Origin of the sequence: Chitinivorax sp. B, from assembly GCF_005503445.1 — a bacterium.
GTDB lineage: Bacteria > Pseudomonadota > Gammaproteobacteria > Burkholderiales > SCOH01 > Chitinivorax.
The window spans coordinates 72,430-85,805 of the sequence record NZ_SCOH01000015.1 but is presented as its reverse complement, the minus strand read 5'-3'; the positions used below and the strand labels follow the sequence as shown (position 1 = coordinate 85,805).

At 54.2% G+C, this 13,376-nt stretch carries 12 protein-coding genes; 3 read left to right on the top strand and 9 right to left on the bottom strand.

Features of this window, described 5'->3' with window-relative positions; translation table 11 throughout:
* Window positions 1–30: 30 nt before the first annotated feature.
* Window positions 31–1,278 (top strand): cytochrome P450, encoded by a 1,248-nt coding sequence (locus tag FFS57_RS11310; protein ID WP_137937900.1) that lies wholly within the window; start codon window positions 31–33, stop codon window positions 1,276–1,278.
* Between the two features lie 56 nt (window positions 1,279–1,334).
* Here FFS57_RS11310 and FFS57_RS11305 read toward each other — a convergent pair whose 3' ends face one another.
* The 4 genes from FFS57_RS11305 to FFS57_RS11280 all read right to left on the bottom strand — a co-directional run bounded on the left by FFS57_RS11305 (window position 1,335) and on the right by FFS57_RS11280 (window position 7,564).
* Window positions 1,335–2,360: an adenosine deaminase gene (locus FFS57_RS11305; RefSeq protein ID WP_502705912.1), complete on the bottom strand. Its 1,026-nt coding sequence runs from the start codon at window positions 2,358–2,360 to the stop codon at window positions 1,335–1,337.
* Between the two features lie 1,062 nt (window positions 2,361–3,422).
* A complete protein-coding gene (locus tag FFS57_RS11290) occupies window positions 3,423–4,385 on the bottom strand; it encodes a hypothetical protein (protein WP_137937899.1) in 963 nt (320 codons plus the stop codon).
* 122 nt (window positions 4,386–4,507) lie between these two features.
* A complete protein-coding gene (locus tag FFS57_RS11285) occupies window positions 4,508–5,686 on the bottom strand; it encodes a hypothetical protein (RefSeq protein WP_137937898.1) in 1,179 nt (392 codons plus the stop codon).
* Window positions 5,687–6,664: 978 nt separating this feature from the next.
* Window positions 6,665–7,564: a LysR family transcriptional regulator gene (locus FFS57_RS11280; RefSeq protein ID WP_137937897.1), complete on the bottom strand. Its 900-nt coding sequence runs from the start codon at window positions 7,562–7,564 to the stop codon at window positions 6,665–6,667.
* Between the two features lie 99 nt (window positions 7,565–7,663).
* On the opposite strand from FFS57_RS11280, the gene FFS57_RS11275 reads away from it, so the two are divergent.
* On the top strand, window positions 7,664–8,635 hold the full coding sequence (locus tag FFS57_RS11275) for an SDR family oxidoreductase (RefSeq protein WP_137937896.1): 972 nt from the start codon (window positions 7,664–7,666) through the stop codon (window positions 8,633–8,635).
* A 51-nt stretch (window positions 8,636–8,686) separates the two neighbouring features.
* Here the strand turns inward: FFS57_RS11275 and FFS57_RS11270 are convergent, their stop codons facing one another.
* Entirely contained in the window at window positions 8,687–9,211 is a 525-nt protein-coding gene (locus tag FFS57_RS11270; RefSeq protein ID WP_137937895.1) for a GNAT family N-acetyltransferase, read from the bottom strand.
* Window positions 9,212–9,279: 68 nt separating this feature from the next.
* Between FFS57_RS11270 and FFS57_RS11265 the strand changes: the two genes are divergently transcribed.
* Window positions 9,280–9,864 carry a GNAT family N-acetyltransferase gene (locus tag FFS57_RS11265; RefSeq protein ID WP_137937894.1) on the top strand — a complete coding sequence of 195 codons (585 nt, stop codon included), beginning with the start codon at window positions 9,280–9,282 and terminating at the stop codon, window positions 9,862–9,864.
* A gap of 16 nt (window positions 9,865–9,880) precedes the next feature.
* Here the strand turns inward: FFS57_RS11265 and FFS57_RS11260 are convergent, their stop codons facing one another.
* From FFS57_RS11260 to FFS57_RS11245, 4 genes are read right to left on the bottom strand one after another with little or no spacing between them, the layout of a single operon-like run.
* Complete coding sequence (locus FFS57_RS11260; RefSeq protein WP_171013846.1) at window positions 9,881–10,819, bottom strand: STM4011 family radical SAM protein; 939 nt, start codon at window positions 10,817–10,819, stop codon at window positions 9,881–9,883.
* 1 nt (window position 10,820) lies between these two features.
* On the bottom strand, window positions 10,821–12,182 hold the full coding sequence (locus FFS57_RS11255) for an STM4012 family radical SAM protein (RefSeq protein WP_137937893.1): 1,362 nt from the start codon (window positions 12,180–12,182) through the stop codon (window positions 10,821–10,823).
* Window positions 12,179–12,985, bottom strand: a complete 807-nt coding sequence (locus tag FFS57_RS11250; RefSeq protein WP_137937892.1) for an STM4013/SEN3800 family hydrolase — start codon at window positions 12,983–12,985, stop codon at window positions 12,179–12,181. The genes FFS57_RS11255 and FFS57_RS11250 overlap by 4 nt, the downstream gene beginning before the upstream one ends.
* Before the next feature lie 32 nt (window positions 12,986–13,017).
* Window positions 13,018–13,365, bottom strand: a complete 348-nt coding sequence (locus tag FFS57_RS11245) for a ribonuclease E inhibitor RraB (RefSeq protein ID WP_137937891.1) — start codon at window positions 13,363–13,365, stop codon at window positions 13,018–13,020.
* Window positions 13,366–13,376: the final 11 nt, after the last annotated feature.

Sequence of the window (13,376 nt, the reverse complement as noted above, 5' to 3'; positions counted from 1 at the left end):
TTTTTTGATAGTTTTTTACTATAAATAACCATGACCGCCATCCCCACCCTACCCTGCCAGCATTTCGGCATCAAACACTGGACCGCCATTCAGAAGGACCCATTAGCCTGGCTGGACAGTGTGCATGAACAGTTTCCGGATATTGCACTGATGCGGATTGGCATCCAACGTGTCTGGTGTGTATTTCACCCCGATGGGGTACGCAGCTTACTGATCGACCATCGCAGCCATCTGAAACGCTGGCAGCCCAGCCTGTGCATGATGCAGCAATGGAATGGCCGCAGCTTCTTCGTCAAGGAGGGTGACGTGGCACGCAGCGGGCGGCAAACAATCCGCCCCTTGCTCAACCCGGCACCCTTGCATGAAGTATGGGAACTGGCCGAACAATGGGGCCAGCGCTGGCAGCATGGCCAGGTGATCGATCTGAATCTGGAGCTGGCAGCCCTATGCCTGACCCTGTCCGGGCATGTGTTGTTCCAGGTTGACCTGTCGCCACATGCCTATCGTCTGGCCAAGGCAGTCAAGATTCTGTCCCGCGTTGGACTGCTGGAAACATCGACCGGCATCCCGCTTGGGCACTGGTTCCCCAGCAGACTTTGTCCACTCAAGCGCTGGGCACTGCGACAGATTCACGACACCCTGGATGAGATTGCCGCCACCTCACCACTGGGCCTGGCCCCACATCGCGATGAACTCGGTACATTGCTACTTGCCGGACATCAATCTACTGGCGTAACCCTGACCTGGAGCTGGTTGCTGCTGAACCAGTACCCATCCATCCTGGCCGAGGTACGTGATGAAATCAATGCGATCAACTGGATTCAGGCCAGCACCTTGAAGGAAATCGGCCCGTTGACGTACTTACGCGCCGCTGTTGATGAATCGCTGCGACTCTACCCGCCAGCCTATGGCCTGACCCCGCGCCAGCTAACCGCTCCAGCCGAGATCCTTGGCCAATCGCTGAAAAAAGGTGATCTGGTGATGATCTCCGCCTGGGTAACCCAGCGCGATGAGCGCTGGTTTGAAAATGCCGACCAGTTTCGTCCGAACCGCGGCCAAACTGATGCCCGTGCACCCAAAGGCGCTTTCTTCCCGTTCGGACTGGGCGACAGAGCTTGTCCCGGCACAGCCATGGCAATGGCCGACCTCTACCCGACGCTGGCTTATCTGCTCAGTCATTGGGATATCCAGCCACTGGACCGGCTGGAACCACAAGGCTGGTTCTCATTACGCCCAAAGTCAGCCAAGGTTCGGTTACTGCAACGTTCATCAACTTGAAATAAAAACGGGGCAAGCCCCGTTTCTTATTGATACCACCAGAACAGACTACACCATCAAGCTGGGTATGATCTCGCCACTGCATCACATTCCATCAACCAGGCATTTTTTTCTTCTGGCGCAAGCCAACTGGCCTCAAAGCTATTTCGTACCAACTGCAATACATCGTCACGACTCAATCCCAATTCGCGATCACAGCCCAGGTAATTCTCTTGCAGATAACCACCAAAATAGGCTGGGTCATCCGAATTGACTGTGGCACACAAACCTGCAGCCAATAACTGACGCAGATTGTGATCTGCCAGTTGCGGAAACACCTTGAGACGGACATTGGAATAAGGACAGACTGTCAGCGGCATTCTGATTGCCTTCAATCGTGCAACCAACGCATCATCCTCCATCGCCCTTACACCGTGATCGATCCGGCACACCGCCAACCGATCCAGCGCCTCCCAGACATAAGCGGGCGGGCCTTCCTCGCCGGCATGGGCCACACATGACAGCCCCAGCGCCCGACAGGCTGCAAACAAGCGCTCAAACTTGGATGGCGGATGCCCCATCTCACTGGAATCCAACCCCACCCCATCGATACGCGTCAGAAAGGGCTTGGCCTGTTCCAACGTAGCAAAGCCAGCTTCTTCACTCAGGTGGCGCAAAAATGACATGATCAGCTTGGAACTGATCCCCAGTTGTAACTGGGCATCATCCAATGCACGACGGATACCATTGAACGCCGTTCCAAAGGCAATACCACGATCGGTATGGGTTTGCGGATCAAAGAAAATTTCGGCATGGACGATTCGATCGGCTTTGGCACGCAGCAGGTACGCCCAGGTCAAGTCATAAAAATCCGCCTCGGTGATCAACACGCCGGCACCGGCGTAATATAAATCCAGAAACGATTGCAGATTGTTGAAGTCATAAGCCGCACGGAGCACCTCCACATCGGTATACGGCAGCGTCATGCCATTGCGTTGCGCCAGCGCAAACATCAATTCGGGCTCCAACGTGCCCTCGATGTGCAAGTGCAACTCTGCCTTGGGCAGTGCGCGAATCAGTGATGCATGTGGGCTGGTCATCATTCGATCTTTCTTACTATGTATAAAATGTCTGAATCCATCTCAAGAAAACAACAGGCACCGGCTGGCGGTGCCTGTGACAACGTGCCCTGACCGGGTTGCAGTCAAGCCGCATGCATTCCGAGACGTCGACTAATTGTTATGCCAAACCGGACAGACTCCGCTTGCACCCGACCAACAGCCGGTGTACAGATCCAGCCGAAAAACGCCCATATTGTCCTGATATTCCGCATTGCCGTCGATCAAACGGTAACACATGTCCCCGCAATCTCGATGGCATGGATTTCAGGGAGATATCGGGCATCATGGCCATTGATTGATATCCATCCAGGAAATACGCCGTGGGTCTCAATACACTCGATCTCAAAGGTATGGCAATGCAAACGATAGACCGGGTATCACCAAGTCGACGCAAATGAGGATATCCAAGGTTGCCGATAATATAGATATGGTCGCCTACCAACGTAGCTGAATGAAAATCTGTTGGCGGGAAGACGACTTCAGGATAAGCATACAATGTGAATTGTCCATCACCCTGATGTACAACCACGTCGCTGTAGATACAAAAGTCCGGGCCATAATAATCTTCATGCTCCCCGGCGATTTCAATTACCCTGCCATCTGGCAATCGTGTCAGGTACCGGTCACGAGCGACTGCAGCACTACACCCTATCTGTAGTGGCTCGATAACACTCGAACCTTGGATGATGACCAACAGATCAGCTCGTCTCAATTGTGCGAACCTTAATGCCCACCTTGAGGCGGGAACTTACCGCACCAAAGATAGCCGTCAAGCTATCCATGCTTGGGTTACCCTTAGAACCTGTTCAATGTCTTAATTGCGCGACCAAGATCAGGGTTCATGTGCTGCTCAAAAATCCTCATGCATCACACATACACTCCGGTTTTCGCGCTGCGCTTTACCCCGCTGGTGGCCGTTCATCACAGACCTTGAACAGATTTTAAAGTGTTTGACGAGCTTCCTGGTCGCTCCTCAAACTGAGGAATGACGGGGATTCGCGTTGCCCGGTCGGCCCGCAAGCTGCGACTCACCGGTAGCGCATCTTAATTGACTGGCACCCATGCGGAGACGTTCTGGTGATCAATGGCGTCACGAATGGCTGTGACATATTCCCACAGTTTTTTTTGGTGAGCCGGCCGGCCCTGAACAATTTGCGCTTCAATATACGCTGCCCGATCTGCATAGCAATGCCCAGAGATTGCACATTCCCCCATCAGCCATGGGTCATGGTCGGTGTGGCATGGCTGGCCATAGGCACAAGCAGCGAGCCGTTTAGCCATGGCAAACAACGTGGAGTCTTCGCCATTCAGCCATTTCCCATTGAAATAGTGAGCGGGTGGGTTACCTTGACCAAAGGGATCAACACGCGTCAGCGCAAATCCCGGGGACTCCAGTAATAGTTGTGGATCTTTGCTGGCAAGTGCTTGGGTGATCAGGATCGAGCGAGCGCGCATATCCCGCTGCAAGCTTACCTCTGATAGTTGCTGGCGCATACGGTACAACGGATCTTGCTGTGATAGGCCTGGGCGACTAATCATCATTTCCAGGATCTCTGCCGTTGACATATCACAGCGCTCTGAAATTTTGACTTGCATCGCCAACTGTTCTTTACGCAGGGTGGCAGGTTTTGTGTTTGCCAAGGTCGCGACAAGACCGTCGCAACGGGCCATAATTGATTGGGCATAAAGGTACCCTCCTTGCTCCGGATGTTTCAAGGCCAGCTCAATGAACTGTCGATAACTTGTCGCCTGGCCAAACGATAAAGCCAAATTGTCCGGTGGCATGTTGCCAGGTAAGCGTCCCGAAGTAAGAATGTCCACCGCCATCGGAGCGGGCACAGTCTGCGTTGTGTTGGTAGGTATGGGCAAGTCTGCTTGCCGGGGTGAACTATTCCAGTGTGACGCTGACGGTTGTTCGGGACTCGGATCGACAATCCAATACAGTGCCAGTATGAATGTCGCAAGCACCGCAACCAAACCGGGGAGAAGTAATTGGTGTTTGAGCATAGGAGGAACCGGATAGCACACAAGAGCATGAGGGCACGGGGCGGAGTCTTGGTAAGATGACCATCAACTACCAAGCAGATCGACATGGTGACATGTCGATCTGCAGCGCGTCAGTAAAACACTTATTGTACCGGCGCGGGTGGAACAACATGCTGCCCTGAGCCAGGCAGTAGCACATCCTCGTGTCCGCTAGCGGAGACCCCATAGAAGTACAGGCGACGACCCGCAATATCCTTTTGATACGGTGTCAGATCGACATTGAACCGATGCGCCACATTGGAAGTTTTGCAATAGGCACTCACCCCTGCCTCGCTGGCAACATATGTAGGAAAACGATAAGGCCCCTGGCCAACACCTACTGGGCCATCCAAATAGGCAAGTACGTCAATGGACTGTGGAACATTGATATCGCACGCCCAACCAAACGCGGTAGAGAAACCATTGGGATTGGTGTAAAAACCATCGAACGAACCAATTACCGGCCCCCGATTGTCGGGAATGACAAATTTCCCATTATTGGCCAAATTGCCAGAGCCAGTATTGGGGACCACATAAATCTTGCTACCACCCAGCTTGGCTTGATAGGAACTTAAATCTAGCTCCCAGCGATAGTATCGGAAGTTGGTCAGACAGCGTCTGACCAACGAATCTTCGCTGCGCTGATTGGCATTTGTCTGTGCCATGAATACCTTCGGTTCATTGGCTTTCTCTGCATAAATACTCACATCAATTGAATATTCTTTTTTGACTTCGCAAGCCCAACCACGGAGGATTGGTCTGCCATCTTTCATGGTAATACCATCAATGGAGCCATCGACTAAGCCGGGCACCGTGACGGTAATCGTTTGCGAGCCTGTCGATTGCCTAACATCGCCTTTGGCGGTACCAAAGAATTCAATGACATGGGTTCCCTCACCCAAAGCCGCCTCCAACGCAAACCGGCGCGTTACTTTGATAGGCTTGGCAAGGCATTTCCTTGTCGGGCATGACAGGTACTCTTTTTCCTCACTGATCTTTCTCGTATTCAGCCAATAGCCTGTCGACTTACCAGGAACAAAACGAAATTCTACCGTTTCATAACCATACTGTGGACAACCTTCAAGATGGGTCTCCACGGTACGTGCCACTAACTCAACTTGAGCTGTCTGCCCCTGTTTAATGTCATACGTCGTTGTAGGTGGGGTTTCAATAAACATGTTGAGCGAACTGACATGTCCCTGGCAAATGAACTCACTGGCGTGCCCGAATGTCGGCAGTAGTGCAACCAGCGAAAACGCCAATAATAAGGTAAATCTTCTCATCTAAGCATCCGTATTTGTTGATATTTTTAACGATAGCTCGGTTAATTAATTTTACTTTTTAGCTTGCATTTCAGGCCTAGGCACAATGCAGAGATTTAGCATATTTCTGCAATGGAGCAGGCAGTCCATTTTCATGGATTCCTCAACCCACAGTGACAGGGCATGAGATTGCGTACGTCAATGCTGTATCTAGTATGGATGCACCAAGGTTCTATTCCATCATCAGACTCTATTACAGAAGACTAATTTCGCTTGCCACAAACAGATTTGCGCGCATTTATTCCATGACAAATAGAAGTGGCAGTTGATACTGACGGTTTAGCTGCTAATTAGGTTAACCGAGACCCATGACCCTATACTTTCATGGGGCCGAGATATTACCAGACAGTACTAAAGAAGAGTCATTTCACCAGGAAAAATAAATGATCAGAAGAAAAATCCTCCCGGCCAGCATCAGTGGAAAATTAACGAGTACGGTCCCAATTTACGAATTGAACTGAATCAATGGGATGGATGCCCATGGTAGCGAAAATAGATCATGACAAACGGCTATTGCCTCCCTGGCAAAGCCGGGGGATTTCCCTGGGTGGTTTCACAGGAAACCCCGCTGGGTGCGGGCCAGTAGCAGCGTTAGGTTGCGACGTTGTGCGGCCTAGTGCCGATCTCCGGACTAGGCAATCCGCAAGATCTCGCCAATTGGCTCAACCCGAAGGCACCCCGATGCGCGTCGACGCGCTTGGCATTCACACGCAACGGTTCGACTATGCCTAGTCCACAGTGCAAACCACAGCACGTTCATGCGGCTGGCCCCCTACGGCAACACGGTTATGGGTTGGCTTTTGAATGAACCAAAAATTTTGACTCAAACAGCTCATCACAGGCCTTGAACAGCCTCTTAGTTACCTCGTCGTCTTTGAGTCCTGTTATGTCATGCACTCTATGCCACGGCCAACACCGCAGAGCACAGCATGCAACGCATTACCGGATTTCTGTATTCAGATAGGCCGACAACCCTGCAACCAATGCATCGAAGGTGACTTTGCAGCGTGGGCTATGGCGCAAATCTTCATGCATGGTTATCCAGGTTTCCAACTTGAGTTGCCAATGCGTCGGTAAAACCTGAATCAGTGCGGTATCACGGTGTGCCAATGCAACCTGACATACGCCGATACCGCAACCAGCACGAATAAGTGCCAACTGTGCCAAGTCACTGTCTGTACGCAGCAAGAAAGCCTCTCGTTGCCACGATGGCAATGCTGTACGCGCGGCACGTAGAAAAGGAGTTTCTTCATCGAAACCAATCAAGGCATGCTGTGCCAGATCAGCCGGTGCGATTGGCATGCCACATCGATCAAGATAGCGTTGATGGGCATGCAGACCCAGTATCGTTTCCCCTACTCGCTTTGCAATCAATGCACCCTGCTTGGGTTGGGTCATCCGTACTGCCAAGTCAGCTTCCCGGTGCAACAGATCCTGTACCCGATTGGTCAGAACCAGCTCGATCTTGAGTTGCGGATGTGCCTGCTGCAATGGATTCAGGATGGCCGGTAAAACCTCAACGCCCATCACCTCACTGGCTGATATCCGCACTGTTCCTCTGACACCCTGCCCTTGGCTATCCGCCGCACGTTTCAGCGCAGCAGCCATATGGTGCATTGCCTCGGCATAACCTCGCAGCGTCAGCGCCGCCTCGGTCGGCATCAGCCCGGTTTGTGAACGGGTAAACAGCACCAATCCCAGTGATTGCTCAAGAGCTGCAACGTGGCGCCCGATCGTGGGTTGCGTAGTCCCCAGTGCACGGGCTGCGCCAGAGAGTGAGCCCTCGACCAGCACGCCCAAAAAGGAGCGATACAGCTCCCAACCGATGTCATTATCCATACATAAATGTATAGCCGATCACTTGTTTTAAGCAATTTCTTTTAACCCTGTATTGAACCAGAATGTCTCTCATCACAACTGACACTAAAGAGAAACAACATGAAACAAGCAAACACAGCATTAGTACTGGGCGCCACAGGTGGCATTGGCGGCGAGGTAGCACGGCAATTGCGTGATGCAGGCTGGACAGTCCGTGGGTTGGCACGCGGGTTGGCAAATGAGACGGAACTACGTGACGGCATCACCTGGCTGCGTGGAGACGCCATGCAACGTGACGATGTGGCACAGGCAGCACGTGGTTGCTCAATCATCGTACATGCCGTGAACCCGCCTGGGTATCGTAAATGGTCGGAACTTGTACTGCCCATGCTCGACAACACGATTGCCGCCGCCGTGGCAGAACAGGCCACCATTGTACTGCCGGGCACCGTCTATAATTTTGGCCCTGATGCGTTTCCGCTCATCACGGAGGATGCACAGCAACGGCCCACCACACGCAAAGGCGCAATCCGTGTCGAGCTGGAACGCCGCCTGCATTCGGCCACACAGCTGGGTGCACGGGTCATCATCGTCCGTGCTGGTGATTTCTTCGGCCCACAAGTCGGCAATAGCTGGTTCGCACAAGGAATGATCAAACCTGGTCAGACCATCGATACCATCCAGTTACCTGGTAATCCCGGTGTTGGGCATCAATGGTCTTATCTGCCTGATGTGGCACGCACCATGGTCGAACTGGTTGGCAGGCAGGATCTGTTGGCGCCTTTCACCAATATCCACATGGCTGGGCATTGGGATGCCGATGGCAAGCAAATGGCCACAGCCATCCAGCGTGCAGTTCAACGGCGAACCGGCCGAGTCCCCAAACTACGCGCCTTCCCATGGTGGCTGATCCGCCTGGCCTCACCTTTCGTTGCCACATTGCGCGAACTGCTGGAGATGCGTTACCTGTGGCGCCAACCTGTGCGCATGGACAACACTCGCCTACTGACAATATTGGGCCAGGAACCCCACACCCCACTGGATGAAGCAGTCGAGGCCACGCTGATTGGACTCGGGTGCCTGTCCACCTGATGGTGAACCGGTTGTTCAAACCAAAGCAGCAAATGTGGTTGGGCCATCCACTCAACCACGTGGCGAGATCGACTTCACCAGCACCCGCATCCCGATTTCATACAAGTCCGTGGCGTAGGGAATCTCTCCCACGTACTCGAACCCCATGCTGGTATAAAACTGCTGTGCCTTGGTATTGGTTTTCAGCACTTCCAGCCAGATACTGTGGTGACCATTTACCCTCGCCAGGTCGATGACGGCACCTAGCAATCGCCGCCCCATCCCTGTTCCTACCCGGTGTCGGGTCAGGTAGATTTTCTGTAACTCGATGCTGGCAATCGTCGGAATCGGCGCCGTGGCCTGCCAGTTGACCTTGGCAAAACCACACGGCAGATCATCTTCATCCAGAGTCAACAGCCAAGTGGTGCAAGGGTTATCTTGCAAGCTGTGTCGCAACGCCTGATCGGAAAAATCCTGCTCAAGGAACCGATTCAACCAAGGCTCAGTCCATAGTTCCTGAAAATGTTCGCGATAGGTTTGTTCACCCAAGGCCTGCAAGGTGGCGAGATCATCAATGGTTGCACGACGAATCGACATCCCGAATACTTTCCTGTCTTCATTGTTATCCGGCCCTGAACGGGCACCCTGTTATTTGCAAAGGCGCTATGACCCAAGCTGCTGATCTCGTACAAATCCTGCCTTATCAACAAACCGCCGACCGTGTAAGGCGCGACATTGCGATGCTGATGCATCGTGTCTGGCCCGATCTGCCACCACCAGGAGAGGTGGTACCAGATGAACACGATCCGTCACTGGCTGCGCTATCCTGTTTTATCTACCGTAACGACAAGTTGGTCAGCTATGCCGCTGTGGTCCACTTGCTCCTGACCCACACCAGCCAGACATTTCGCATGGCAGCGCTGAGCTGCGTCGCCACCGACCCGGCTTTTCAGCAACAAGGGCTGGGGCGCTTGACAGTGCAGGCAGCCACCCGTTGCATCGAATACAGCCATGCTGATCTGGGCTTGTTCACTTGCGACCCACCGTTGGCGGCGTTCTACGAAAAAGCCGGCTGGCCAAGCGTGCAGGGAATCGAAGTGCTGGGCAGCCTGGAAGCCGGTGCCCTGTCGAGCACGACACTCGGCAAAGCGGTACTGCTGCGACTATTGTCCCCACATGCCCGGGCACATGCAGCGGCTTTTTCGAATACCACACTGTCGTTGGGTTTACCGGTAGGGCAATTTATTTGAACTGTATACCCAGCCACTACGCCGGATGCAGCCGTATCCAACCAGCCCGGCCATGGCGGTTGGCAGGCCCGGTTGCCGACCAGCCGGCCGGCGGTTGCCAATCAAACTGCAACGGCACCCGCCCCAATGCGCCCATGCCATATTCCTCGGCAAACGGTTGGTCGTACTGGTGTACATAACCGATGTAACAATCGCACAGCGTATTCGGACAGGCCTTGCTACGAAGCCGTTGGCGCCAGTCATCGCAATAAAGGTTCCCCAATGGCTCTGAAACAAAATGACAAGGCTTCACGTTGCCCTGCCCATCCACCGACAAAGCCAATTCACCCGCCCTGCATGCAGTACCCTGACTAGGTGGCGGGTTGAGGTTGTGATCGAACCAGGGGTCGATCTGGCTTAACCAGGTCGCCTCGTCTGCCGAATAATACTGTCGGCCTTCATCCCAGTAGGCATTGATCCACAGATAGGTATTGGCCGGCAATTGCTGGCGCAGCGCGCCAATATCGGCAAAAAAACGGCGGATTCCGACCATGCCGATGCTGTGCGGTATACCCAACGCCTGTAAGCGGTCGATTCGGGCTAGAAAGCGTGGCAAGGGCGTTTCGCCGGGATGATACGTGCACCACAGCGAGACCTTTTGCGGCACAGCCTGCGCCAACCAATCCGGCATCACCGACAGATTGGTCTGAATCGCCACCCGTTCGACCTGCGGCAGATGTGACAAGCGAATCAACGCATCGCGATAATGACGACGCGTCAGCGCTTCGCCCCAGGGTGTGAACAGCAGATTCAGCGTCAGATCGCTTTGCGCAGCCACCCAGTCCACAAATCGCGCCAGATCGGACGCGTCCTGCACCAAGGTCGCCCGCGTATCCTTGCGCTTGGCAAACGGGCAATATGGGCAGTCATAATTGCAACTGGCCAGTACCCCACGGTACAGCAGGGAAAGTCGCATATCAGGCCAGCGCGTATTGCCGCATGCGTTCCTGCACCGGCTCTGAAATCAACGCCGGACCAATACTGTCCGACAAGGCCAGACCGCGCTCGGTCAAACCCAACAGGTCGTCCTGCAGCTGCGCCAGGCCTTCTGCCAGCAGATCGGCCAGCAGCGGCACATCGATGAGGGCATCGCCCCCCGGAAAACGCTGGCGATAGGCCGCCAACGACAAGCCCGGCTTGATCAGCAACGACTGGATCACAAACCGGCGTTTCCGCTCCACCTCATCCAGTGCGATGCCGTAATGCGCCGACTGGAACCAGTCCGCCGGCCGCTCACAGAAATGTTCGATGATGTCGCGGGTTGATTGACGACCCACCGCATATTCCGTCGAATAATGCAACAAACGGGTGTAGGAACGTGCGCCACTGCCCAGGCCCACCATACCATCCTCCTGACAGCAGTACACCGGGGCGGCCTTACCGGGGGCATTTGGCCGCTTGAACATGCGCATCGACACCTGCTCATACCCCGCAGCCAGCAGCGTGTCCCGGCCAACCTGATACAACTGCGCACGCCGATCCGCCTCACCCTGATGCACGACAAAGGTCGGGTAGCGGCCCGGTGTACGGGTCTGTATCACACCCAGACCAGTCAAATCCCTCACGTAGAGTGGATAGAGGTAGATTTCCTCAGGCCACCAACGCAACGCCTGCTGGAGTGATACCTGAAAGCTCCGTGGGGTCTGATGCGGAATGCCATAGATCAAATCCAGATTGAGGGTCGACATACCCTGCTCGCGAATCAAATCCAACGCACCGGCTGCCACCCGGTTGGGTTGCGGGCGGATCAAGGCATCCGTTTCGCTTTCCAGAAAGCTTTGAATGCCGATGCTGACGCGGTCGACACCCGCCTGTTTCAACAGTGACAGCTTCTCTGCGGTCAACGTCTCGGGCGATACCTCAACAGAGGTCGGTGTCATCGCCATATTCAAATTGAAATGACGTTGCACCCCACCCAGCAAGGTCGCCAGTTGTGTCATCGATAGATAGGTCGGCGTACCGCCACCCATGGCAAACCGCACAATACGGTGCGAACCCAGCTCAGCGGCCACTACCTGCATCTGCCTCAGCAACGCGGCGACATATCGATCAGGCAAAGCCGCATTGGGCTTGGCCAGCGTGAACAGATTGCAAAAGCCGCAGCGCATCTCGCAAAACGGGATGTGCAGGTACAAAAACAAGGCATCACGTTTTTCCGGTTCCCATAGCGGGCCAAGCCGCAATGGCACCGGCAAGGGCCGGTAGGCGGTCTTGTGCGGATAGGAATAGGAATAGGCGCTGTAAGGCGCCGACAGTAAACGCGCGGTCAGACTGGTCATGATTGCCCTTGAATCAGGAATTCGGCATAGGGCACATCCCACACCACTGGATGGCCAATACGGTGGCCATCGAAGCCGTCTTCACCATAGGCGGTGCCATGATCTGCACACAAGATCACAAAGGCCCCGCCCCGCTTGGCCAAGGTATCGAACAGGGGCGCCAGGGCGCCATCCACATAGGCCATGGCGGCCATGTGGCTGTCCAGGCAATCGTCGGTACAACCTGGCAGATAATGGCGATTGGGCTGATGCATAGCCGAGACGTTGATGAACAGAAAGGCACGGCCCGGGCAATCGGCCAGGTGCCGCTGCGCACAGGCCACCTGATTCGCAGTCGAATTAGGATGCGTGACACCAAATTCCGGGCACCATTCGCTCACCTGAAACAAAGCAGGCAATACCTTGCCCAATGGCGAACTCAGGTTGAAAAACCCCACCCCACCCACGCAGATGGTGCGATACCCCCGCCCGGCCAAGCCGCTGACGATATCGGGGGTATCGAACACACAGGTAGTTGAGGCCGTGGTTTCACTCCCTGGAAAAGCCACTGCAAAATGGCGTGGGTGGCGACCTGGCTTGGCCGGGGTAGGTAGAAAACCTGCAAAGAACGCATGATGTGCCGCATAGGTGAAACTACCGGGCGAGTGACGGCGCGCCCAGCCGCTTGCCGGCAAGTAACGGGACAAGTTCGGCAGGCGGCCCGCTGCAAACAGTTGCTGGGCAGCATCGAAACGCAAAGTATCCAGGGTGATCAGTACGATATCGTATCGGCCTACCAACTGATTCATATTGAATTGAGACATGCTTTACAGCCAATCAGGCAAAAGGGGAGCGATCAGTGTCGTTGAACCGGGCCGACGTCCATTCCATCATAACTGTCCAGCCCATATTCCTCCGCCAGGGCATAGAACTGCAAATTACGCTCATGCAACGTTGCAGGCGAATGAATATCCTCTTTTTCCACGTGCAGAAAGAAGAACGGCTCCTGATCGTCTTCCAGCTCCGGAATATATAGATCAACATAGCGATACCCCAGCTTCATCAGCACTGGAATGATGGCTTCCAGTTTTTCTTCGGACCGATCGGTGAAGAAATAGCCCCACATCATCAGGCCATCCATATTCCAGTCGGTATTAGCGCGCACGTTGTCAAACATGGCTTCGAGTTGACGCAATTCAATCATGGGGGTCCAAT